The 23,024-nt window shown below is 65.1% G+C and carries 16 protein-coding genes and 1 pseudogene; 10 read left to right on the plus strand and 7 right to left on the minus strand.

What is annotated here, in order from left to right:
- Positions 1–177: 177 nt before the first annotated feature.
- Entirely contained in the window at positions 178–849 is a 672-nt protein-coding gene (locus tag A6M56_RS16655; RefSeq protein ID WP_257983934.1) for a hypothetical protein, read from the plus strand.
- Here the strand turns inward: A6M56_RS16655 and A6M56_RS16660 are convergent, their stop codons facing one another.
- Positions 850–3,021, minus strand: coding sequence for a PTS sugar transporter subunit IIC/EAL domain-containing protein (locus A6M56_RS16660; RefSeq protein WP_102079136.1), 2,172 nt, complete (start codon positions 3,019–3,021; stop codon positions 850–852).
- 263 nt (positions 3,022–3,284) lie between these two features.
- Between A6M56_RS16660 and A6M56_RS16665 the strand changes: the two genes are divergently transcribed.
- Entirely contained in the window at positions 3,285–4,361 is a 1,077-nt protein-coding gene (locus A6M56_RS16665) for an FUSC family protein (protein WP_102079137.1), read from the plus strand.
- 357 nt (positions 4,362–4,718) lie between these two features.
- On the opposite strand, the gene A6M56_RS16670 is transcribed toward A6M56_RS16665, so the two are convergent.
- The 6 genes from A6M56_RS16670 to A6M56_RS16695 all read right to left on the minus strand — a co-directional run bounded on the left by A6M56_RS16670 (position 4,719) and on the right by A6M56_RS16695 (position 12,983).
- Positions 4,719–5,969 (minus strand): EAL and HDOD domain-containing protein, encoded by a 1,251-nt coding sequence (locus A6M56_RS16670; protein ID WP_286758248.1) that lies wholly within the window; start codon positions 5,967–5,969, stop codon positions 4,719–4,721.
- Positions 5,970–5,980: 11 nt separating this feature from the next.
- A complete protein-coding gene (locus A6M56_RS16675; RefSeq protein WP_257983935.1) occupies positions 5,981–6,469 on the minus strand; it encodes a GAF domain-containing protein in 489 nt (162 codons plus the stop codon).
- A gap of 50 nt (positions 6,470–6,519) precedes the next feature.
- The gene (locus A6M56_RS16680) at positions 6,520–8,073 is read right to left on the minus strand and encodes a methyl-accepting chemotaxis protein (protein WP_062738720.1); all 1,554 of its coding nucleotides are present in this window, start codon (positions 8,071–8,073) and stop codon (positions 6,520–6,522) included.
- 865 nt (positions 8,074–8,938) lie between these two features.
- Positions 8,939–9,217, minus strand: coding sequence for a hypothetical protein (locus A6M56_RS16685; RefSeq protein WP_045219308.1), 279 nt, complete (start codon positions 9,215–9,217; stop codon positions 8,939–8,941).
- A gap of 402 nt (positions 9,218–9,619) precedes the next feature.
- Entirely contained in the window at positions 9,620–11,929 is a 2,310-nt protein-coding gene (locus A6M56_RS16690) for an NACHT domain-containing protein (protein ID WP_286758249.1), read from the minus strand.
- A gap of 121 nt (positions 11,930–12,050) precedes the next feature.
- A complete protein-coding gene (locus tag A6M56_RS16695) occupies positions 12,051–12,983 on the minus strand; it encodes a restriction endonuclease (RefSeq protein WP_444518273.1) in 933 nt (310 codons plus the stop codon).
- Positions 12,984–13,641: 658 nt separating this feature from the next.
- Here A6M56_RS16695 and A6M56_RS16700 point away from each other — a divergent pair.
- The 8 genes and pseudogenes from A6M56_RS16700 to pdeM all read left to right on the plus strand — a co-directional run bounded on the left by A6M56_RS16700 (position 13,642) and on the right by pdeM (position 23,017).
- On the plus strand, positions 13,642–14,898 hold the full coding sequence (locus A6M56_RS16700; protein WP_286758250.1) for an SLC5/6 family protein: 1,257 nt from the start codon (positions 13,642–13,644) through the stop codon (positions 14,896–14,898).
- A 42-nt stretch (positions 14,899–14,940) separates the two neighbouring features.
- On the plus strand, positions 14,941–15,729 hold the full coding sequence (locus A6M56_RS16705) for a metallophosphoesterase family protein (RefSeq protein WP_102079142.1): 789 nt from the start codon (positions 14,941–14,943) through the stop codon (positions 15,727–15,729).
- Positions 15,730–15,869: 140 nt separating this feature from the next.
- Positions 15,870–16,712 carry a DUF2242 domain-containing protein gene (locus A6M56_RS16710; RefSeq protein WP_045220376.1) on the plus strand — a complete coding sequence of 281 codons (843 nt, stop codon included), beginning with the start codon at positions 15,870–15,872 and terminating at the stop codon, positions 16,710–16,712.
- 56 nt (positions 16,713–16,768) lie between these two features.
- Positions 16,769–16,927 (plus strand): annotated as a pseudogene (locus A6M56_RS16715) (VOC family protein); the annotation flags it as partial.
- A 135-nt stretch (positions 16,928–17,062) separates the two neighbouring features.
- On the plus strand, positions 17,063–18,109 hold the full coding sequence (locus A6M56_RS16720) for a ligase-associated DNA damage response exonuclease (protein ID WP_045219295.1): 1,047 nt from the start codon (positions 17,063–17,065) through the stop codon (positions 18,107–18,109).
- Entirely contained in the window at positions 18,106–19,752 is a 1,647-nt protein-coding gene (locus A6M56_RS16725) for an ATP-dependent DNA ligase (RefSeq protein ID WP_102079143.1), read from the plus strand. Before A6M56_RS16720 ends, A6M56_RS16725 begins: the two co-directional genes overlap by 4 nt.
- The gene (locus tag A6M56_RS16730; RefSeq protein ID WP_102079144.1) at positions 19,749–22,364 is read left to right on the plus strand and encodes a ligase-associated DNA damage response DEXH box helicase; all 2,616 of its coding nucleotides are present in this window, start codon (positions 19,749–19,751) and stop codon (positions 22,362–22,364) included. The genes A6M56_RS16725 and A6M56_RS16730 overlap by 4 nt, the downstream gene beginning before the upstream one ends.
- Positions 22,361–23,017, plus strand: a complete 657-nt coding sequence (gene pdeM, locus A6M56_RS16735; RefSeq protein WP_102079145.1) for a ligase-associated DNA damage response endonuclease PdeM — start codon at positions 22,361–22,363, stop codon at positions 23,015–23,017. Before A6M56_RS16730 ends, pdeM begins: the two co-directional genes overlap by 4 nt.
- Positions 23,018–23,024 lie beyond the last annotated feature (7 nt).

Here is a 23,024-nt window from a genome sequence, read left to right on the forward strand (position 1 = left end):
CGGCGGCCAGCGCAATCAACGGCGGACGCAATGCCGCCACGCCCCGAGCCTGGCGGCCCGCATCGGCGTGGCGCGCAGCAAACGCGAACCACCAGCGCGCCTGGCGAAGCGCTTGATGCCCGCCTGGCCTGCGCTTAGCATGCACGGCACTACAACAGATGTTTCAAGGGGCAGGAGTTGTCGCAGAAGATCATCTCTCTGGTCTTGGCCGGCGTTTGCAGCCTGAGCCAAGCGGCATTCGGGCAGACGGAACCGGAGGCGCTTCAGCTGGAAGTCGTCCAGATCGGGGCGCTCCAGGCGCCCGCACCTCAGGCCGAAGCCGTGCCAGCCGGAACGCAGCAGGCAGAAGGCCCCCAACGGGAAGCGCCCGCACCCGCGCCCGCGCCAACGGCGGCACCCGTCGTGAAGGTCGAACAAAGCTATTGGGCGGCCGAAGGCCTGAGCGCGCGCATGCGCAAGGCGCGTGCGATCACGCTGTACCTGATGGACCCCGCCGTGGTGTCGCTCAGGGCCGTGGATGAAGCCCAGCTCAAAGACGCGGGCTGCGAATACCGCACCGAAGACGCCGCGCTCATCGCCAGTTTTGCCGATGCGGTGGAAGCCACGAGCGTGCGCAGCAACTCGTTCACGCTGCAGTTCGAGCCGCGCGAAGCCGTCTACCTGGCGCTCGGCGACAGCGGGCTGAAGCTGCTGTTCGAGAAGCCCTACCCGAACCAGGCGGAACTGCTCGGGCAGATCAATGGTCAACCCGTCACGGCGAGCAAGGGCCTGGTGGAAGCGCTCTACCGATGGGCGGCCAGGCTCCCCCGCGTGCGCAAGTGCGAGGCGTTTGTCGGCCGGTATCGCTAGTCAGGCGGGCTGCACGAACGGCCGCAGGTTGGCACCGAGCACAAACTGCTCGCACACGTGCGCCGCCAGCGGCCGGCTGAAGAAGTACCCCTGAAACCGGTCGCAGCCGAGCGCAAACAGGCGCGTGAGCTGCCGCTCGGTCTCCACACCCTCCACCACCGTCGAGATGTTGAGCGTGCGGCTCAGGCCGGCAATGCTGCGCACGATGTGTTCGTTGACGCTGCCGGCCGTCACATCGGCCAATGAGCGGTCGATCTTCACGGTGTCCAGCGGCAGCTCGCGCAAGTAGTGCAGCGACGTGTGGCCCATCCCGAAATCATCGAGCGCCACCTTCACGCCGGCTTCGCGCAGCCGCTTCAGGTTGTCGATGGCATTGGCGCCGGGCAGCAGCACCGTCGATTCGGTGATCTCCAGTTCGAGCACGGCGGGCCGCAAACCCTCGCCGCGCAGCAGGTCGATCACGCGGTGATGGAAGTCATGGTCTTCCAGCTGGCGGGGGGACAGGTTCACGGCGACCACGAAATCGTCGGGCAACACGTTGCGCCACGCGGCGCGCTGCCGGCACGCGAGCGACAGGATGCGCAGGCCCAGGGCATCCATGCGGCCGATCTCGTCGGCCAGCGCCACGACCAGCGGCGGCGCCACGCGGCCCAGCACCGGGTGCTGCCAGCGCAGCAGCGCCTCGGCGCCGAACACGCGGCCCGTGCGGCAATCCAACTGCGGCTGGAACTCCAGGAAGATCTGCCCGGGCTTGCGGATCGCGTCTTCCAGGTCGCTCGCCAGCGCCACGGCCATGCGGCCCTCGTCGCCCGGGAGGTCGAGGCACCGCTTGCCCTTCAGGCTCACCTCGGGCGATTCCGCAATCTGCTGCAGCGACGCCAGCACAGCCTGCCGCCGCCGGCTCGACACCGCATCGGCCATGCGAACGAACGGCATGTAGATGAGCGTGCCCGCCGCCAGGCAGACGAGCTGGACCACCGCCCCCGCCCACGAACCCGTGACCGCGTAACCGCTGAAGAGCGCCGGCGTGGTCCACACAACGCTGTAGCCGGTCTTGGGCATCAGGTCGGCGACGATGGCCGCATAGGCGATCAGGATCTGCACCAGCGGCGTGAGGATGAACGGAATCGCATACACCGGGTTCAGCACGAGCGGCAGCCCGAAGAGCAGCGGCTCGTTCACGTTGAACAACGCCGGCAGCATGACGAGCAGCGCCATCTTGCGCCCGCGCAGCGTGCTGCTCGACAGCAGCAGCGCCACGATCAGGCTGAGCGTGCCGCCCGAGCCACCCATGCGCGCAAACACCGAGAAGAAGTCGTACGTGAAGATGAACCGGGCAGGCTCGCCCAGCGCCACCGCCGCCACGTTGGCATGTGCGGCCGGCTCCAGCACGTGCTGCTGCACCGCGTACAGCGCGTTGGGCCCATGCACACCCAACAGCCACAGCGCCTGCGCGGCGGTCTCGTAGCCGAGGCCAAACAGCAGGCGGTTGGCCACCCCGGAAACCGGTGCCGCCAGCAGCGAGTTCCAGATCGCCATGAGGCTCGGCCACCACGCCCACGTCAGCGCGACCTTCAGCGCCGCAAACGTGAGGATCGTCAGCATGCCGGCCGGCAAGACCGCCAGCACATCGCCCACCAGCAGATCGTTGCCGAGATGCGCCGATGGAATGCGCAGCCACCGCACGCTGCACAGCTTCAGAAACAGGCTCCCGCCCAGAGACGCCACCACCAGCGCCGCAAACAGCCCCTGCCCCAGCGACAGCGAGGCCATGACGCTGGCATTCGCAGCCGGCACGACGAGCGTAAAGAAGCACGACACCACCACGACCGCCGCCACGGCGGGGCTGACCACGCGATGCCCAACGCGCTGGTTGTGCATCTGCGCCAGGACATCGGCAAAGCCGTACAGCGCGACGAGCGAGCCAATGCCGAACGTGCCGGCCAGCACGCTGTTGCAGAAGACATCGAGCCGCGCACCGAACACGTCCACCAGGAACCCGCGCACGCCGGCCACCGGCGGATCGCGCAGCAGCAGCGTAAGGGCGCCCGCCATGATGAGCGGCAACGACAACGCCAGCCCGCGCCGGATGGCAATGAAATACGGCATGCGTTCCACCCGCTGTGCAGCGCTCAGCAACCGGAGCCAGGGCGATGGCGCATGCGTCGTCATACGGTCGGACCTTGTTTGTAGTGGATCGGGTCGATGCCACGAGCCGAAGGCGTGACGATCGGGCTACGCATCATAAACGGCAACGCCCGGGGCCGGCTGAAGCGCCTGCCCGCCAGAAATGCTCCCCCACGTGGCAAGGTTCGTGCAATGCCCAGGGGCAACCCCGATGGTTTCCGGCCCTTGCGCACCGCACCGGAACATCGGCACCAAGATGGCGCGCACACACTGCGCGGCGCGCCCTAGAATCTACAAGCCTTGCTCTCATGTCGATTTCCCTTCGTGCGCCACGCACCTTGAAACTCCCGGCCCCGCTTCTCTCCCTGCTCCGGCTGCTGCGCGACCCGCATCGGCGCTATCGCCATGCGCGGCACATCCACGCCACGCGCGTCGGGCTCGGGGTGCTGCTGTCCATCGCCATCACGGCGGGCTTCGGCTGGCGGCATGGCGAATGGGCGACCATCTCGCTGCTCATCGTCATCGCGGGCCTGCAGCACCACGGCAACATCCGCAAGCGCGCGGCCGAGCGCGCCTGGGGCACGCTCATCGGCGCGGTGGCCGGGCTGTTGATCATCGTCCAGCAGACGTGGCTCGGGCATCTGCCGCTCACGTATGCGCTGGTGGCCGCCGCGTGCGGCATCTGCGCGTATCACGCCATCGGCAAGGGCGGGTACATCGCCTTGCTGGCGGCCATCACGCTCGTCATCGTGGTCGGCCATGGCGACAACAACCTGCTCGACGGCGCCTGGCGCACGCTCAACGTGCTGGTGGGGATTGCGATTGCGCTGCTGTTCTCGTTTGCGCTGCCGCTGTATGCCACGTATTCGTGGCGCTACCGGCTGGCCGATGCGCTGCGCGAATGCGCCCGCGTGTATGCCAGCCTCGGCCAGCCGGAAGGCGCGAAGGGAGAACGCAGCAAGCAGCTCGGCAAGCTCAACACGCTGCTGGTGCAGCTGCGCTCGCTCATGCCGTCGGTATCGAAAGAAATTGATGTGCCCCTTGAGCGCCTGGAGAACATCCAGCGCAGCCTGCGCATCTGCATCAGCACGCTGGAACTGCTCAACGCCACGCGCGGCGCGCCGGGCCAACCGAGCCCAGCCGCACTGCCCGCCGCCGGTGCCGGCGCCCGCCGCATTCGCGACACGCTGATCGGCATGTCGCGCGCGCTGCGGTTTGGCACGCTGGCGCGGGCGGCACGCCCCCGCGCCGCCGACTCCGCCGACGTCAGCCACACCCTCGGCACGCCCACCGTGGAGAGCACGCTGGCCGACGGTTTTGCCAACGAGATCGAGAACCTGCGGCGGCAACTGCTGGCGATTGCGCCGCAGTGGAATATCGGGTGAAGCGCGGGCCCGGCTCGGCCCCCCCCCGCAACATGCCTTGGCGGCGGCCGCGACCATGGGCCACGACGCCCCCGCCCGCTGCGCATCCTTGAAGGTCGCGCCGAAGATCGAGAAACGCAGCGTGCCGCAACCGGTCTGCGGTGCGATGCACATGGCTGCGTTCGCCTCCAGCCCCGCATAGACAAGTGCGCCATGAGACCGACTGCAGCAGCGCCCCGAGCTTTTGGGCCAGTTCGGTGCGTTCCACAAAAGGCTGTGCCCCCAAAAAAAACGCTCGCAACGTTGGCGAGCGCAAAGTCCGCACCGGTGGGGCCGATGGAACCGCGGGAATGTGTTACCGGGGGCCGAGGGGGAATATCAGGCCCGGACATCCAGTGCGACACCGAGCGTCGCCTGGCAATGCAGCGCCATCACCGTGTGCTCGGACAGCCCGAGCTGCAGTAAGGGCGGCGGCGGGCTGCAGTCGAGATCCAGTGCTTCGGCCACGCCAAGAAACTGCCCGAGCACGCCATCGCGGGCGGCAATCGCCTTGCGTATCGCTTCGGGCACAGAAGTCTGGGCCATGAATTCGTCCTGCGTCTGCCCTGCCAGCACATGCAGAAGCGAATACACGCCGGTTTGATAGGCCGCGTCTGCCAACGCATCGTTGCCCAGCGAGACGGCCTTCGCCAAAAGCTCCATGAACCGCGCCCTGACCGCCACCATCCGAAAGAGCGGGTTGGTGGCGAGGTCCGTCTCTGCCGCGCCGACAAACAGCAGCAACTCCGCCCAACGGCCCAGCGTTTTCGTGCCGACCCGCATGATGGCGTCGCGAATCGTGATGGTGGTGCCGCGCCTGTCTCCGTAGGCGGCGGACTGCGCAAGCTTCATCAGCCGCGTCAGCAGGAGCGGGCTTTTCTTGACCAGGCTTTCAAGCTGCGCAACCGATGGCGCCTGCGTCAACAGCTGCAGCAGCGTAAAGAGGCTGTTCGTCGATTCCGGCAACCGCCGCTGGGCCAAGACTTCCGGGCGTGCAAAGAAATAGCCCTGAAACAGGTCAAAGCCGAGCTCGCGCAACAACAGATGTTGCGCCGCTGTTTCCACCTTCTCCGCCAGCACCTTGAACTGGTAGCAACGTGCGGCGGCAAGAATGTCGTCAATGGCAGCCGGCGTTGCCGCCCCCACGTCCACCTTCACGACGTCAGCCAGTTCAAGCATCTGGCGCGGCACCAATGCGATGTCCGTCACGTCATCCAGAGCGAGGCGATAACCGTGCTTCTTCAGCACTCTGCACTCGGCAATCGTCGCCTCGTCAAACTGCACGGTCTCCAGCAGTTCGAGGGTAAAGCGCTGCGGAGGCAGCATCTCGAGCAGCGCGAGATGGATGCCTTGCTGGCCGATATTCACGTACCCGCACAGATCACCCAGAACCCGGTCGACGCCAAACTCGCTCACCGTGTTGAGAATGACGTTGCTTGTGGCCAGCGTTCCGTCGGAGAACTCCGCACCCGTATCGTGTGTGCCCCCCCGGAAAAGCAGTTCATAGGCCACCAATGCGCCCGCCCGGTCCACGATCGCTTGCCGCCCGATCAACGCCTGGCTGCCCGCTCTCTCAGATTGATCCTCCACTGGCGCGCTCACTACGCCGCCATGGCCGACGCGCTGGCGTCCGCATCCGACGTGATGATGTGCGAGCAGAAGTGGGCGAGGTCTTGAAGGACAGCAATCTGTGCGGCATCGATGCGCCGGGGCACGACATCGAGCACACACAACGTGCCCAGCGCGTAGCCGGATCGATCGAACAACGGTGCGCCCGCATAGAAGCGGATGAACGGGTGGCCCGTCACCAATGGGTTGTCCGCAAACAGCGGATCAGCCGCCGCGTCTTCCACGATGAACGGCTCTGTACCCTGGATGGCATAGGTGCAGAACGCCCATTCGCGGGGTGTCTCCCGTGCGTCCAATCCGTGGCGGGATTTGAACCACTGGCGTCGGTCGTCAACAATCGAAACCAGCGCCATCGGTACGCCCAACGCATGGCAGGCAAGCCGCGTGAGCCGGTCGAATTTGGGGTCGTCCGCGGTGTCGAGAATGCCGCAGGCCAACACCGCTTCTGCGCGCGCTTTCACGTGCGTCTGCTGAATGGTCGGTCATTCGTGTCTCCTGGGGAGGCGGTCTCTTATGCGACCTGGAAGCTCTGCACCGACTGGGCGAGCGCCTTACCCTGTTCTTCAAGCGCTTGCGACGCGGCCGCAGCCTCCTCAACAAGCGCGGCATTGCGCTGTGTCATTTCGTCCATCTCTGACACGGCAATGTGAACCTGTGCGATGCCCTGGCTTTGCTCCGTGCACGCCGCTGCAATTTCTTCGATCAGCGTCGTCACGGTAGCGACGGAAGTCGTGACCGATTCCATCGTCTTGCCGGCGCGGTCGGCCACGATGGCGCCTTCCTTGACGTGCGCGCGCGACGATTCAATGAGTTCCTTGATTTCCTTGGCGGCCGTGGACGAGCGCTGCGCCAACGCGCGCACCTCGCTCGCCACCACGGCAAAGCCGCGCCCCTGCTCGCCAGCGCGCGCTGCTTCCACCGCTGCGTTCAAGGCGAGGATGTTGGTCTGGAAGGCAATGCCCTCGATGAGGCCCGTGATCTCGCCAATGCGCGCAGAGCCGTCGCTGATCTTGTTGATGACGCTGACCACATCGCCCACGTCTGCGCTGCCCTGTTGCGCGATGCTCGACGCGTTGGTTGCCAGCGCTGCCGCCTGCTGCGCGTGGGCCGCATTCTGTTGCACGGTGGTGGTCAGTTCTTCCATGCTGGAAGCCATCTCTTCAAGCGCGGAGGCCTGCTCTTCCGTTCGGCCTGACAGATCGACGTTGCCGCTTGCAATCTGCGTGGAGCCTGCGGAAACGGAGTGCGCCGCTTCGCCAATCTGGCCGATGAGCGTGCCCAGCCCATCGCAGATCGTCTTCATGGAGGCCAGCACACTGCCCGGATGCGCATCTTCAAAGCCCGCCTTTGCGCGGAAATCACCGCCCGCGATGCGCGTTGCAGCGTCCGCCAGCGCCACCGGTTCTGCGCCGAGCTGGCGGAGCAGGCTGCGCGCAATGGCGAACCCGAGCACACTGGCCAACACCAGGCCAAACAGCCCCGCGCCAATGCCGACCCGCACGCCAGCCACCGCATAGGACCGCGCGTTCTCCACGGCTTCGCTTGAGCGCTTGACGACGAACTCGTCGTATGCGCGAACGGCCTCGACAAGCGCGGCGAGCAGCGGCACGCAATCGCGATTGATCTTGTCGATAGCGGCGTCGCGCTGCCCGGCACGGCCGAGTTTTACGATGTCAACGGCAACCGGGCCGTACTTGTTTTCCACCGCGCGGATGCTATCGACAAAGCGCCGGGTCTCATCCGTGGAGCTGGCGCTGGTCTTGGCTTCGTACTCCAGTTGCGCGAGCCGTTGCTGAACGTCGGCATGCGCTTTTTCAGCGGCGTCAGCTTCCTTCAATCGATCTTGTTCGTTGGACGCCAAGACCAAGTTGCGCACCGCAACGGCACGGGCCTCCACCGCCGCCCTGACCGAATGCGCCAGCATTGTTCTGCGGTACACACCGCTTTCAAAATCTCCGAACTGCCCGCCAAGGGCATTCAGTTGATAACAACTGATGCCGGCCACCACGGCCACCAGGAATGCCAGCGCACCGAATGCGCTGATGAGTTTTGCCTTTACCGTCATGGAGCCCCCCGCTCAAAAGTGCTTCTGTATGAAGCTTGTTTTGCTGGAGCGTAAAGGGCTTCTGTGATGGTTGTTCGGGCAAAGTTGTCTACTCCGAAATAGTTAATCCTTGCGAAAAGCGAGCACAACCAAAACGCGTACGCGCGTTTTGTTGCGCTCTATAACGATCTGCGGTGGCCGCTACGGCCGGGCCATCGTTTCCTGCACCCCTCTGGCGCGGGGGCCCAGTGCGGTTTTTTTGGCACAAAACCGGTGCAACGAGCAGCGGCGAGGGACTCTACCTACTCCATTTAAGGTAGCGCGCCAGCGATGAATTTTCCGTATCGGGCCCATAGAGAACGTTTTCGAGGCGCAACGTTGGGCTGCCTGGCGCACTTTCGGGCCGTCATGACAAATAGCGCGCGATATAACATTACGCGACGCTTACACGACGGCCGCGGCTGTGTCTTCCCGGGAACAATGCCGACCGCTGTTGGCGCGGGGGCTTGCGGCGGCTCTTTCAGGGTTCGGAACGCGACTCCGGGTTCTGGACTCCACCGTTGGAGTTCTGAGCCGCACCTTCGGCCCTCAAAGCTCCGATTTGTCGGACCTAACACCTCGGCGGTTGGCCTGCTGACTGCGGCGCTCGCCTGTTTGAGATCGGCACGCGGGTGTCTGCGCTCGGTGCGCGCGTGTTTGCGGTCGAAATTTTGAATGTCTGCGAGCGGCGCTTGGACGTTGGCGCTCGGCGATTGGGCCACAGACGTCTGCGGTCGGGCCGTTGAGCATCGTGCGTGGGCCGTTGGGCTCGGCACGTCAAGGACTGGGTAGGTCCCCCGGTATAGCGTGCCCCGCCCGTCTCGGGGTCGCCTTTCCTGCTGTTCTCTTATTTCTTGCGGTTTGCGCTTTCCAGCACGCGCAGCACTTCCCACCCGTACAGATCGACCAACACCCCCTCCAGCGTGATCAACATGTAGGCGCCAATCGCGTCCAGAAAGCCGGCCTGATATTCAGGGGACTTGTCCTGGACGTAGAGCTGATATTCCCAGCGGAACGTCTTGGGCTCGAACTGCCGATGCAGTTGCAGACTCGCTTGCGTGCGCCGCAGAAACTCTCGCCCGCCGATGGCGCCCTGCAGATACTGGCGGTTGGTTTGCAGGCTCATCGGGCACCTCCGGACGGAGGACGTTGCGCGATGCGGTGGGAGTGACAGATTGCGGGGTGATGCCCGCGTGGGATGGGTACGGCTTGGGTCGGTTGATCCATTGTCTTGCCCTCTGGTTGAGTGAGGAGCCACCCACCTGTGAGGGTGGGCGGGCACACGACAAGGTCTGCAATACCGACAAGTGTTTCCAAGAACCGGCAGGGCCGAGGCCCTCCCTGCCGAGGCCCGCCCGTAGGGGCGAACGACGACACGCGAGGGCTGTATCGGCACTCACGGGAAATACTTGTTCGGGATTGCAGTCCCGGCTGCGGTTGTTGCCGCAGCGGGGGGGAGTTTAGCGGTTGGTAAAGAAGCTGCGCAAGCGAAGTGCTGGCCATAGACGTCCGGCGTGCATAAGCGACCTTATGCGGACATTTGCCGGGCTTCCATCATGAGCGGATCATTGGAGGCTGACGGATTTGCAAGCAGCTTACGAATGTAGTCCAATCGGCGACGTACCGGCATCCAAACCGCACCATCACCACGGTTCATAAGCGTAATAAGTTCGTGTTGTTGAAGCAATTTAATAATCGGATCAACTAGTTGCCGCTCCGCTGTATCAAGCCCTCTATACAGAGCCGGCTCAGATCTCCCTCCTAAACTCTGCACAAACAGTTTTCGCAATACTGTTAAGAGGACTTTTTCCCCTGGAGCTAGCCTTGCGACTGCTCGAATTGAGGCATTCGTGTTCGCCACTGCCTCGAATTCCGTCACCTCGGTATTAACAAATTTGGCAGGCGGAAGATCGCCCATGGAAGCTTTCCCAAGAACACGGTGTATCACGCAGCCTTTAAAAATCGGCATGAAATCAGGCACCATATTATCGATCTGAACCTCCTCAAAATAGCAATCCTGGAAAACAACCCCATGGATATCAGGGAGATCTTCATCGATCTCAAACGTATCAGGCTGAAAGAAAATACCCTCGACCAAGACAGGAAAAGGTATAGCTACTTTTTTATATATTGCAAGCGAAATAATATCTGCCCGCAAAGCATTAAGGAGAGTATTATCTGATATTGAGGTAAGCAGAGAATTCAGCGAATTCGTATCAAATTTGTATTGCAGTTTTCTTGCTGCAACGGCAATCGCATGATGCCCAATTATCTTCCCGCACTGCGATATAGCATCAACAAAATCAAGGCTCGACAACGTTCCCATAGGATCATTTGCAAAGTCGACAAGATCACTTGCTCGATAAACCGCAACCATCTCACTATCGATGAATTTTCGAGAGTCCTCTTCGACTTCGTAAATTACCAACCCAGGCAGCCTCTGCAGGATGAGCCATGCTTGATCATCGGGCTCAAAACCGCATACCTCGCTATACGCCCTCTTTAGGTGCTCAGGGCGTAGTGGACCAAGACCATCGTCGGAAGCCCGCGCGTATGTTGCAAGGCGACCCAGTATTTTCCGTATTGTTGCCCCATCTAGGTATCGAGAATCTATTCTGGCCTCCCGCTCGCAGACTTGGTCGACCAAATAATCCCAGCCCGTCGCCGCATCAGGAAACTTCTCGCTGTCGGCAACCGCGTTTATTAGACCACTGGAAGCCAGATAGCTGACGAATAGCGGCTTGGTCGGAAGCCACGGGGGAAACTGATCTGGATTCTTTCCAGGTTGCTGACGCAAAAATTGGACGACCTGCTCCTCGGTAAATTCGGACGTTGTTAGATGCGTAACACGATTTCCTAAACCAAGACTATCCTCTGCCTCTGCGTTGTCCGCGAAGAAATGATCTCGTCCAGCAACGATAACGCCCACACCAGCAGGCGTTTCAGTCACCAGTTGCCGAACGGCCTCCAAAGCACGTTTTCGAATTGTCCGAAGCTTGCCGAATGTGGCTCGCTGGACTCCTAGCGCAGTTAGTTCATCAAACCCATCCAATAGCAAGATACAAAACTTCGCACGCCAAGCTCTCACGAGGCTGGGGGGCGACTCAAATCCTATCTTCCGCGCGTGTCGCTCCAGCACCTCAACTGCATCAATCTGCCCAGTATGCTCCCGAAGATTTACATATACAGGAAATAAAGCGGTGCGACCCCGAAGATAATCATCACGCAACTCACGAAATACTTGACGTAGAGTCATACTTTTCCCCGCGCCAAATTGCCCTGTCAGTATTAATCGATCGCCACGCTGCAAAGCAGAGCAAATCTGGCGCACGCTCCACCGTTCTGAGTTTGCGCTGTTTTCCAAGTTGATTGGTATATATTCCGTCGTCGGATTCGGCTGCCTAGTTTCTGGATCCAAGACACTACCGAATACGTGATTGAGGCGCGCCGCCAAGTAGGCACCAACATCAATAACGGACTGTTGAAATTGTGCAAAAGAGACCGCTACCACCTGCCCCTTTCCAATTCGTTCAATTTCCTTCCGCTGATCTGCTGTGGGTTCTTCTGCCGTGACAAACCATCCCCTGGCTCCTTTCAACGGAGTCAGCTTGGTTTGTTGTGCTACTGCCTGATGGAGTTTTCTTGCATCGTTTCTGGCTTTGTCTTGTGACCGGGACGTCGTAGCTTCAATAAAGTGCACGCTCTCTTCCGTCTCGAAAATCCCGTCCCGCTCGCGACCATCTAGCATTGCCGCACCGGCCATGGCGCTCGCCGGCCACTTAGCCCTCGCAATACGCAAAACCTCTGCCTCAAACGCCTTGTCATCAGTCCAACCCATCTGTTCTCCTATGTGATCAAGCCCGGCTAGCGCTCTCAAACCGTTTCACAATCACCAGCCTCAGTCATAGTTCTTGTCGTCTCGCGAACCGACTACTTGTTGTCAACTTCGCATTTGACTCTCAAGTGCCCCGCCAAGAAGACACGTGCGGGAAACGCGTCATATCCGGCCCCATCTGCAACGTATACCGACACCCCTTCCAGTAATTACTGCACCCCCAAAACGCCCCACTCTTCCCCTTCCGCGCCACCAGCTTCACCCCACAAGCCGGGCACGAAGGCGTCCGGTAATCCCCCTCAAACACCTTCGCCAGCAGCGCAGCCTGCTTGTCTTCGGCCAGCGCGCGGATGCGCTCAAGCACCGCCGGCCCGTCCAATAGCTGAATACCGGCAACCTCGGAATACTCCTGCACCGGGTTGCCGACATAACCGGACAAAGACCAGAACACGCCCCGCTTGACCTTGTGCGCCAGCATGGAGCCGCCCAGCGCCCGCACCTGTTCCACCTTCACGGGCTTGGACCACGCCTTGCACTGGACCACCGCCACGGGCGCGTCCTGGCCGGCCATGTACAGCGTGGCGTCAATGCCGCCGTCCGGGCCGTGCGGCACGGTCTTCACGGTGAACCCCATGTGTTCGTAGTACTGGACGCACAGCAGCTCGAACCGCTTCCACTCGAGCGACTGGATGGCTTCCAGCGTCCAGCGCTGCGGCGTGGCGGGTTCTATGGGGGTGGGTGTTTGGGTTGGGGTGGCAGTGGCGCCTGCCGGGCTGCGCGCTTGGTGGTCTGCCGCGTTGTGGGCAGTGCGCAGCGGCGCGTGGGATGACCGGCCGCGCGTGGGAGGCTCAGCCCGCACGGGGCCGAGCCGGGCATCGGCCTGATGGCTGCGCTCGCGCAGGTACGACAACAGGGCAAAGAACGCCAGCAATACGGCGGGCATCCACGCCAGCCCGCGAACGAGCATCGCGAGCGGCGCCAGGATCGGGTTGCCGCGGAATATTGCCGGCGCAAGGCTCAACACCACGTAACTCGCCAGCGAACCGATCGCCAGCATCCACCACGGCAACGCCAGAAGCAGATCGCTCGTGGACGGTTGTTGTTTTCTCCTACGCCCCATTCATCATCCCCCGGCCCGCTGTTTTAGAGATTTTGGATTAGGCGCTTTCTCTGATAATCCCAACGCAAATCAGGGCGCCGTTTTTTGCCGGGAAACAGCATAGACGATGGGTTGCGATTTCGCTGCCCCCATTGGTGGGGTTTTATGGGGGTTTTTTGCTTTCTGCTAATGAAAATCCAAGCTCTGCCTCTGATTTATATTTAGTTGATATCTGAATTCAATAACAAGCATCACTGGCACCTTCTTTTGGGGGATGCGACTGGGTATGCCGCCTCCTAAGATCGTGGGCACTTTCCGTGGCCGCCACAAGCGGCGTCCGGCAACACTTACCGTCTCCCAAAAGGAAGTCATGACACTGCTCTCCCGCCCTGCTGCAGTGGTGCCCGCGGGCGCCCTCGCGAGTGGGCCGCTGCGCTCGGCACAGGCAGACATCCACGCGTTCCGACAAGCTTCATACGCGCCTCAACGATGCAATCCGGCAGTGGTGGATTGCGCTGCCATCACTGGCATCGCTCTATCGCTACCGGAGCACGCACGGGTTACTTTGCGGGCGAACAGCCTGCCGTGAACTGCTGGATCAAACGCGGCTACCACCATGAATAAGCGTTCTCTGCGCCCTTGGAATGTGGCGATCCTGCTGGTGTCGGCCAGCTACGGTATCGGTTTTGTATTCGGCACCGGTGAACTGGCGCGAACTGTGGGCATGGCCTCCAGCCTCTACGCCGCAGCCACCGGTATCGGCATGCTGTTCCTGGCCGTGGCGGCCGGCACGTTCTGGCGGCTGGGCACGCCCATTTGGGGCCTTTTCAGAGGCAAGAACGCAGCGCTTGAGAGCGGTGTCGCGCTGTTGTCTTCGGTGTGGTTGCTTGGAATTTTCTCTGTACAACTGCAGGGCGCTGCTGCGGTACTCGGGCTCAATTTCGGCCTGACGCCAGTGTGGCAATACGCCATTGCCGGGTTGCTGGTGTGGGGGCTGGGGCGGCTGCGGCCGGGGCGGCTGGGGGCTGTGTTTTCAGTATTCCTCGCCGCCGCCTCGGCATCGCTGGTGGTGGTGATTGTGCTGAACAACGGCATTGGCTTATATGGCCGCTCACTGGCCTTGCTCGCCACGGATGCGGCGCGCTACCTGTCGGTGTCGGACATCGGGGTCACGATGTTGAGCACGATTGCGCTGGTGGTACTGGGGGCGGACTACCAGCAGTTCGTCATCCTCGCGCGTTCCCAGCGGGCGGCCGTGTTGGGCTGTGTGCTGGCCGGTGTGCTCGTCATGTTGATCAGCACGTTGCCTTCCACGGCGGTATTGGCTGCCATGCAGGCTGGCCATCTGCCCGACGGCTTGGCCGCCAAGGAGACAATTCCGTTCCTGGTGGTAGAGCCGTTCGGCGGCAGCCATACCGGCGTTGGCAAGGGCATTCTGTGTGCGCTGCTGCTGGCGGCGCTCGGTTCCGGCGCCGCCGTTGCCATGGCGGCAGCACACGCCATGCGGCAAGCGCTGTCGTGGCACCGTGCGCCAGACGGCGTTGTTTCGCTGGCCGTCGTGCTCGGCGGCATCGGTATCGCTCAGATCGGCACAAGCATGGTTGGGTTGATTGTGTCGATCAACACGCTGTTTCTAGCCACGGTGGCAGTGCCCTTGGTGGCCACGCTCCTTGGCTATGGCGGCGGGCGCAGTACCGCATGGGCTATGGGTGCGAGCTTTGTGAGTGCGCTGACGATGCTGTGCGAATCACCGCTATTGGGGTGGCACGCCAGCGCTTGGGTGAGCGCGCTGGTGGGCATTGCGTGGGGGGCACTGGTGCTGGTGGGCGTTGCGCTGTACGAGGCGCGGGCAGACGTGGCGTCGGCCGCCTGATTGCCACCGGTAGGATAGGCGCTTTGCCAACATCGCCCCGCCATGAGAATCGCCGCCCTCTCTGATATTCACGGCAACCTGGCCGCGCTGGACGCCGTGTTGGAAGACATTCAAGCGCAAAGTGTCGATCTGATCGTGAACCTCGGCGATATTGCGTCGGGCCCGCTGCAACCGCGCGAAACGGTCGATCGCTTGATGGCGCTGAACCTGCCGACCATTCGCGGCAACCATGAAAGGCAGGTTCTTGCCGGCGACCCGTCACGCATGGGCCCGTCGGACCAGTACGCGTTTGCGCAGTTGAGGCGGGACCAGCTCGCGTGGCTTGCCCGCCTGCCCGTGCTTCGGTACATCGAAGACGAGGTGCTCCTCGTTCACGGGTCTGTGCACTACGACCAGACCTACTTTCTGGAATCGCTTTGCGAGCAAGGATGTCGCGCGGCGACCCACGATGAAGTGCTCTACCGCGCAGAGGATGCCGACGCGAGGCTCGTGCTTTGTGGGCACACCCATATGCCACGCGCGATGCGACTGTTGGATGGCCGCTTTATCGTCAACCCCGGCAGTGTCGGCCTGCAGGCTTACAGCGACGCCTATCCTTTCCCCCATACGATTGAAACCGGCAGCCCGCATGCACGCTACGCCATCCTGACTGAACAGGAAGGAGAGTGGACCGCAGAATTCCGTGCGGTTGGCTACGCGTGGGACGATGCAGCGGCGCTTGCGGAGGAACGGGGCCGCCCGGATTGGGCGTTTGCGCTGCGCACTGGCAAGGTGCGCTCGCGGGGTTATGCGGCTGCCGAAGGCTGTCCGCGCCACCCAACAAACTTATAATGTCGCCCGGCCACACCAGCCCACGCGCCACGTGCCCGGGCCGCGCACAAAACTTGCGCCGCCCACGCAGTGGCACCGCCGGGCGGCTGCCTGATGACGCATCGGGCACATCGTCCGGCCGAGCCCTTTTGCCCAACACCATGCCCATCCGCCTCCGTCTGTCGTCTGCTTCGTGCGCCCTTGCCGTTGCCGTGTCTGCCCTGTCGGCGTGCAGCTCTTCTCCCACGCCGCTCTACCAGCAAGAACAGTTCGATGCGGACAAGAGCCCCTACGCCCGCACGTTCCACGCACGGTCCGACGCCACGTGCGAGGCCGCGCGCCGGGCGCTGCTGAGCCAGGGCTATGTCGCGAGCTCACCGCGCGCAGACACGATTGACGGCAGCAAGAACTTCCAGCCGAGCAACGATTCGCACGTGGTGATCTCGTTCCACGTGGTGTGCGCCGATGCCACGTCAGACGGCACGTCGAGCACGGCCTACGTGAACGCGGTGCAAGACCGCTACGCGCTCAAGAAGACAAGCACGTCGGCAAGCGTGGGGCTGAGCGTGCTGGGCTCGCTGTCGCTGCCGATCGGCTCGGGCGACGATTCGATGGTGAAGGTGGCAAGCGAGACGATTCCGGCCGGCGTGTTCTACGAGCGCTACTTCAACCTGGTCGACCACTTCCTGAAGATCGACCCGGCGCGCCACGACCGCAAGGTGGCCAAGGCCGCAGAAAAGGAACCCGTGGCTCCGCTGCCCGAACCCGCGCCCACGCCGCAGGGCGAGCCGATGAAGATGACGACACCGGTGGTGCCGACGCCGCCCGCGCCGCCTGTGCCGGTGGCGGCGCCCGCGTCGGCGCCGGCTGCTGCGCCGGCACCGAAGGCACCGGCGGAAGCGGCACCGGCATCGGCCCCTGCGGTGACCACGCCGCCCGCACCGGCTGCGGAGCCGGCACCTGCGTCCAAGCCTGCCAGCTCGACGACGGGCGGCGCGAGCTGAGTGCCTCCGCTAAAAAGCGGTGCCGGCCCCTTCAGGAGACAGCCATGACAAGCAAGTGCCGGGACAAATGGGGCCTGTCGTGGCAGATCACGCCGCGCGCGCTGATCGCCGCCGTGATGGACTCTGACCGCGCAGCCGCCAAGCGCGCGTTTGACGCGATGATGACGATGGGCAAGATCGACATCGCCAAGATCGAGGCCGCGCGGCGCGGTTGAACCGCGCGCGGGGCGGCACGGGCACAAACCGTGCTGAAGTGACATCACCGTCGCACGCCGTCGGCGGTGACGGCGCGTGTGGCCGCCTTCCATGCGCCGGGGCGCGGCCCTCGCGGCGCATGGAGCCAACACAGCATGCCCCCAACAGCCGATCTGATCGTCACCACGCCCAGCGGGCTGTACTGCCCCGCGGGCGATTTCTATGTAGACCCATGGCGGCCGGTGGACCGCGCCGTCATCACGCACGCGCATAGCGACCACGCCCGCGTGGGGCACCACCACTACCTGGCGGCCGCGCCGGGCGCGGGTGTGTTGCGCGCGCGGCTCGGCAGCGACATTCCGCTGCAGACGCTCGCGTATGGCGAATCGGTCGTCCACCACGGGGTGCGGCTGAGTTTCCATCCGGCGGGGCATGTGCTGGGCTCCGCGCAGGTGCGGCTGGAATACGGCGGCGAGGTCTGGGTGGTCTCGGGTGACTACAAGGTCGAGGCCGACCGCACGTGTGCCCCGTTCGAGCCCGTGCGCTGCGACACGTTCATCACCGAATCCACCTTTGGGCTGCCGATCTACCGCTGGCGGCCGCAAGCCGAGATCTTTGCGCAGCTCAATGCGTGGTGGCGCGCCAATGCGGAGGCGGGCCGCGCGAGCGTCGTGTTCTGTTATTCGTTCGGCAAGGCGCAGCGCATCCTGTCCGGGCTGGATGCCGGCATCGGGCCCATCGTTTCGCACGGCGCCATGCTGCAGATGGACGCGGCGTATCGCGCGGCAGGCGTGGCGCTGCCGATGACGCAACTGGTGACCGACCTGCCTCGTGCGGCGTTGCGGCGCGCCATGGTGCTGGCGCCGCCATCGGCGCAACGCACGCCGTGGATGCGCCGCTTTGGCGACTATGCCGATGCGTTTGCCAGCGGCTGGATGCAGTTGCGTGGCGCGCGGCGGCGGCGCGGCGTCGATCGCGGTATCGTGCTGTCGGACCATGCCGACTGGCCGGGCCTGCTGCAGGCAATCGAGGCCACGGGCGCCACGCGCGTCTACGTCACGCACGGGCAGGTGCCTCCGATGGTGCGCTGGCTGTGCGAGCAAGGCTTGGACGCGCGCGCCTTCGCCACCGAGTACGGCGACGAAGATGAAGCGGCCGCGGCGCAGAGCGCGCCGGTTGCAACGGAGCCGTCCGCCCCATGAAAGCCTTTGCCGACCTGTACGCGCAGCTGGACGCCACCACGTCGAGCAACGCCAAGCTGGCCGCGCTGGTGGCGTATCTGCGCGCCGCGCCCGACGCCGATGCGGCGTGGGCCGTGTACTTCCTGGCCGGCGGCAAGCCGAGGCAGCTCGTGCCCGTGCGCGTGCTGGCCAGCTTCGCGCAGTCAGCCTCCGGCCTGCCCGAATGGCTGTTCGACGAGTGCTACCAGGCCGTGGGCGACCTGGCCGAGACCATCGCGCTGATCCTGCCCGATGCCGACCACACGGACGACGCCAGCCTGGCCGAGTGGATGGAAGCGCGGCTGCTGCCGCTGCGCGGCCTGCCGCCCGAGGTGGTGCTGCCGCGCCTGGCGGAGTTGTGCCGAGGCCTGCCGCTGCACGCGCGGCTGGTACTGATGAAGCTGATGACGGGTGCGTTTCGTGTGGGCGTGTCGAAACTGCTTGTCACGCGCGCGCTGGCCGAGGTGGGCGGCACCGACCCGAAGCATGTGGCGCAGCGGCTGATGGGCTATACGGATATTGCCCAGGCGCCTACGGCCGAGCGCTATCGCGCGCTGCTGGCCGATGCGAGCGCCGACGGCCACGCGCTGGACGCAGGCCACCCGTATCCGTTCTTCCTGGCGCATCCGCTGCAGGCCGACGTGGAGGTCTTCGACACGCTGCTGGGCCCGCCGGCCGATTGGCAGATCGAATGGAAGTGGGATGGCATTCGCGCGCAACTCGTGCGCCGGGCCGATGGCGCGTGGCTGTGGTCGCGCGGGGAGGAGCTCATCACCGAGCGCTTTCCTGAACTTGACGACATGGCGCGCGTGCTGCCGGCCGGCACGGTGCTCGACGGCGAAATCGTGGTCTGGCGCGAAGGCCGCGTCCAGCCGTTCGCACTGCTGCAGCAACGCATCGGCCGCAAGACGCTGAATGCGCGCGTGCTGCGCGATGCGCCCGCCGTGCTGCTGGCGTATGACCTGCTCGAATGGCAGGGCGAGGATTGGCGCGGCCGCACGCAAGCCGAGCGGCGCGCCCAGCTTGAACGCGTGATTGCCGAATGCGTGCACCCGGCGCTGGAGCTGTCGCCGCTGCTTCAGGGCGACGACTGGCCGCACCTTGCGCACCAGCGCGAGGCCTCGCGCGAGCTCGGTGTGGAGGGGCTGATGCTCAAGCGGCGCGATGCGCATTACGGCGTGGGCCGTACCAAGGACGTGGGCGTGTGGTGGAAGTGGAAGATCGATCCGTACTCGGTCGATGCGGTGCTGATCTACGCGCAGCGTGGCCACGGGCGCCGCGCGAGCCTGTACACCGACTACACCTTCGCCGTGTGGGATGCCCCGCCCGACGTGCCCGAGCGCAAGCTGGTGCCGTTTGCCAAGGCGTATTCCGGCTTGAGCGATGCGGAGATCCGCCAGGTGGATGCGCTCATCCGCAAGACCACGGTGGAGACCTTCGGGCCCGTGCGCAGCGTGACCCCGACGATGGTGTTCGAGCTCGGCTTTGAGGGCATCGCCCGCAGCGCGCGCCACAAGAGCGGCATTGCGGTGCGGTTTCCGCGCATGCTGCGCTGGCGGCACGACAAGCCCGTCGCCGAGGCCGATACGCTGCAGACCCTCGAAAGCCTGCTGCCCGTGCCATGAGCGAAGCCGCGCTGCCCACCGTCGATGCATGGTTTGCCGCGCGCGGCTGGACGCCGATGCCGTTTCAGCGCGCGGTATGGGACGCCATGGCGCGCGGCGAATCGGGCCTGCTGCATGCCACCACGGGCGCGGGCAAGACGTATGCCGTGTGGCTGGGTGCGCTGCAGCGCCTGGCCGACGTACGCGGGCGCGGCGGTGCGCCGCCGCTGTCGGTGCTCTGGCTCACGCCCATGCGTGCGCTGGCCGCCGACACCACGCGTGCGATCTCGGAAGCGGCACAGGCGCTGGCACCGCACTGGACGCTGGGCCTGCGCACCGGCGACACGGGCAGCGCCGAACGCGCTGCGCAATCGCGCCGCTTGCCCACGGCACTGGTCACCACGCCGGAGAGCCTGTCGCTCATGCTGGCGCGTGCCGATGCGCGCGAAGCGCTGGGCTCCGTGCGCGTGGTGGTGGTGGACGAATGGCACGAGCTGGTCGGCAACAAGCGCGGCGTGCAGGTGCAGCTGGCGCTGGCACGGCTGCGGGCGTGGTCGCCGGGGCTGATCGTGTGGGGGCTCTCGGCCACGCTTGGCAACCTGACGGAAGCCATGCAAGCCCTGGGCGACGCCGGCACGCCCGCCGCCGGGACGCTGGTGCAGGGCCACCTGCCCAAGCGCATGGAGATCGACACGCTGCTGCCCGATGGCGTCGGACGGTTTCCGTGGGCGGGGCATCTGGGCATGGCGATGCTGCCTCACGTGCTGGAAGAACTCGAGAGCGCCCGCACCGCGCTGGTGTTCCTGAACACGCGCTCGCAGGCGGAACTGTGGTACCAGGCCGCCATCAACGCGCGGCCGGAATGGGCGGGTCTGATTGCGCTGCATCACGGCTCGCTCGATCGCGGCACACGCGACTGGGTGGAAGCGGGGCTCAAGCAAGGCGCGCTCAAGGCGGTGTTCTGCACGTCGAGCCTGGACCTGGGCGTGGACTTCCTCCCGGTGGAACGCGTGCTGCAGATCGGCTCGCCCAAGGGCGTGGCGCGGCTGCTGCAGCGTGCGGGGCGGTCCGGCCACGCGCCGGGGCGGCCGTCACGCGTGACGGTAGTGCCCACGCACAGCCTGGAACTCGTGGAGAGCGCGGCCGCGCGTGCAGCCGCGCTCTCGGGCCAGGTCGAGGCACGCGCCTCGCCGCACAAGCCGCTGGACGTGCTGGTGCAGCATCTGGTGACGGTGGCACTGGGCGGCGGCTTCGTGCCCGATGCGCTGCTGCCGGAAGTGCGGCGCGCGTGGGCGTATCGGGATCTGCGCGACGACGAATGGCAATGGGCGCTCGACTTCGTGCGCCAGGGCGGCCACTCGCTCACGGCCTACCCCGACTACCACCGCGTTGCGCCCGACGAACACGGCATCTGGCGCGTGCCCGACGCGCGCCTGGCCCGCCGGCACCGCATGAGCATCGGCACCATCGTCAGCGATGCCACGATGACCGTGCGCTGGTGGCGCGCGGCGGGTGGCGGTGCGCTCGGGTCGATCGAGGAAGGGTTCATCGCGCGCCTGCGCCCCGGCGACAACTTCCTCTTTGCGGGCCGGCTGCTTGAACTGGTGCGCGTGCAGGACATGACCGCCTATGTGCGCCGCGCCAGCGGCAAGCGGGCCGCCGTGCCGCGCTGGAATGGCGGACGCATGCCGCTGTCCACCGAGCTGGCGCATGCCGTGGTGGCACAGCTCGATGCCGCGGCACACGGGCGCTTCGACGGCCCCGAGATGCTGGCTGCGCGCCCCCTGCTGGAGTTGCAGGCGCGCTGGTCTGCACTGCCGACCACCGCCACGCTCGTTGCCGAGACCTTGCACTCGCGCGAGGGCTGGCACCTGTTCCTGTATCCGTTTGCCGGGCGGCATGCGCATCTGGGGCTGGCGAGCCTGCTGGCGTGGCGCGCGGCCGAGCGCACGCCGGCCACGTTCTCGATGGCGTTCAACGACTACGGGCTGGAGCTGCTGTCTGCCACGCCCATCGACTGGCCCACGCTGCTGGCCAGCGGCGAGCTGTTTGCAACCCACACGCTGCTGCACGATGTGCTGGCCAGCCTCAACGCCGGCGAGCTCGCGCAGCGGCGCTTCCGCGAGATTGCGCGCGTGTCGGGGTTGGTGTTCCAGGGCTATCCCGGCGCGCACAAGAGCACGCGCCAGCTGCAGGCGTCATCGGGCCTGTTCTATGAAGTCTTCCGGCGGCACGACCCGGGCAACCTGCTGCTCACGCAGGCCGAGAACGAAGTGCTGCGCCAGGAGCTCGATCTGGACCGCATCGACGCGGCCCTCACACGCATGCGCGCGCTGCGGCTGGAGCTGCGGGCGCTGCAGCGGCCATCGCCGTTCGGGTTTCCGTTGATGGTGGAGCGCTTTCGCGAGCAGCTGTCCACCGAGAAGCTGGCCGACCGCATTGCCCGCATGCTGGCCGACGCCGAACGCGCGGCCGGCCCGGAGCCGACCGACCCCGATGCGGCGCCGCGCCCCGCCATCGATGCCGACGTGCAAGCCGCGCTGCGCATGACGGAATCGCCTGAGACGGCGGGCAAGGGCAGCCGCCGTGCGCGCCGTCCGCGCAAGACGTCGAAACCGCTGCCGCTGCTATGACCGGGCCGCACGATCTCGTCATCCAGTGCGCGGGCGAAGCCGTCTGGCTGCTGCCCGAGCGCGCGCTGTGGTGGCCGGCGCAGCGCATGCTGATGGTGGCCGATGCGCATTTTGGCAAGGCGGCGACGTTCCGCGCGCGCGGTGTGCCGGTGCCCGCCGGCAGCACCGGGCAAGCCGTGGCGCGGCTCGATGCCATGCTCGCGCGGCTGCCGGTGGCGCACATCGCCTGGCTCGGCGACCTGCTGCACGCACGCGAGGCGCGGGCGGCCCTCGAAGCGCTGGCGGCATGGCGCGACCGGCATGCCGACGTGGCGTGCACGCTGGTGCGCGGCAATCACGACCGCCACGCGGGCGACCCGCCGGCCGCGCTGCGCTTCAACGTGGTGGAAGAACCGTGGGTGCTCGGCCCCTTCGCGCTGTGTCACGCGCCGCAAACGGTGCCCGGCCACTACGTGATCGCCGGGCATGTGCACCCCGGCATCGTCATCAGCGGACGCGGGCGCGACCGGCTGCGGCTGCCGTGCTTCCGCTTTGGCCCCGGCGCTGCGCTGCTGCCGGCATTTGGTGAGTTCACGGGCTTGTGGACGGCCCCCGCCGCGCCCGGTGAAGCCCTGTATGGCGTGGCAGACGGCCAGGTGTGGCCGTTGTTCTAGCGCGCCC

Origin of the sequence: Ralstonia sp. RL (genome assembly GCF_001683835.1) — a bacterium.
In the GTDB taxonomy this organism is placed as follows: domain Bacteria; phylum Pseudomonadota; class Gammaproteobacteria; order Burkholderiales; family Burkholderiaceae; genus Ralstonia; species Ralstonia mannitolilytica.

Bases quoted from the DNA above. Each gene is read 5' to 3' on its own strand.
- A6M56_RS16660 (WP_102079136.1), bottom strand. From the start codon at position 3,021: ATGACGACGCATGCGCCATCGCCCTGGCTCCGGTTGCTGAGCGCTGCA.
- A6M56_RS16665 (WP_102079137.1), top strand. From the start codon at position 3,285: ATGTCGATTTCCCTTCGTGCGCCACGCACCTTGAAACTCCCGGCCCCG.
- A6M56_RS16680 (WP_062738720.1), bottom strand. From the start codon at position 8,073: ATGACGGTAAAGGCAAAACTCATCAGCGCATTCGGTGCGCTGGCATTC.
- A6M56_RS16685 (WP_045219308.1), bottom strand. From the start codon at position 9,217: ATGAGCCTGCAAACCAACCGCCAGTATCTGCAGGGCGCCATCGGCGGG.
- A6M56_RS16690 (WP_286758249.1), bottom strand. From the start codon at position 11,929: ATGGGTTGGACTGATGACAAGGCGTTTGAGGCAGAGGTTTTGCGTATT.
- A6M56_RS16695 (WP_444518273.1), bottom strand. From the start codon at position 12,983: ATGCTGGCGATCGGTTCGCTGGCGAGTTACGTGGTGTTGAGCCTTGCG.
- A6M56_RS16700 (WP_286758250.1), top strand. From the start codon at position 13,642: ATGAATAAGCGTTCTCTGCGCCCTTGGAATGTGGCGATCCTGCTGGTG.
- A6M56_RS16705 (WP_102079142.1), top strand. From the start codon at position 14,941: ATGAGAATCGCCGCCCTCTCTGATATTCACGGCAACCTGGCCGCGCTG.
- A6M56_RS16710 (WP_045220376.1), top strand. From the start codon at position 15,870: ATGCCCATCCGCCTCCGTCTGTCGTCTGCTTCGTGCGCCCTTGCCGTT.
- A6M56_RS16720 (WP_045219295.1), top strand. From the start codon at position 17,063: ATGCCCCCAACAGCCGATCTGATCGTCACCACGCCCAGCGGGCTGTAC.
- A6M56_RS16725 (WP_102079143.1), top strand. From the start codon at position 18,106: ATGAAAGCCTTTGCCGACCTGTACGCGCAGCTGGACGCCACCACGTCG.
- A6M56_RS16730 (WP_102079144.1), top strand. From the start codon at position 19,749: ATGAGCGAAGCCGCGCTGCCCACCGTCGATGCATGGTTTGCCGCGCGC.
- pdeM (WP_102079145.1), top strand. From the start codon at position 22,361: ATGACCGGGCCGCACGATCTCGTCATCCAGTGCGCGGGCGAAGCCGTC.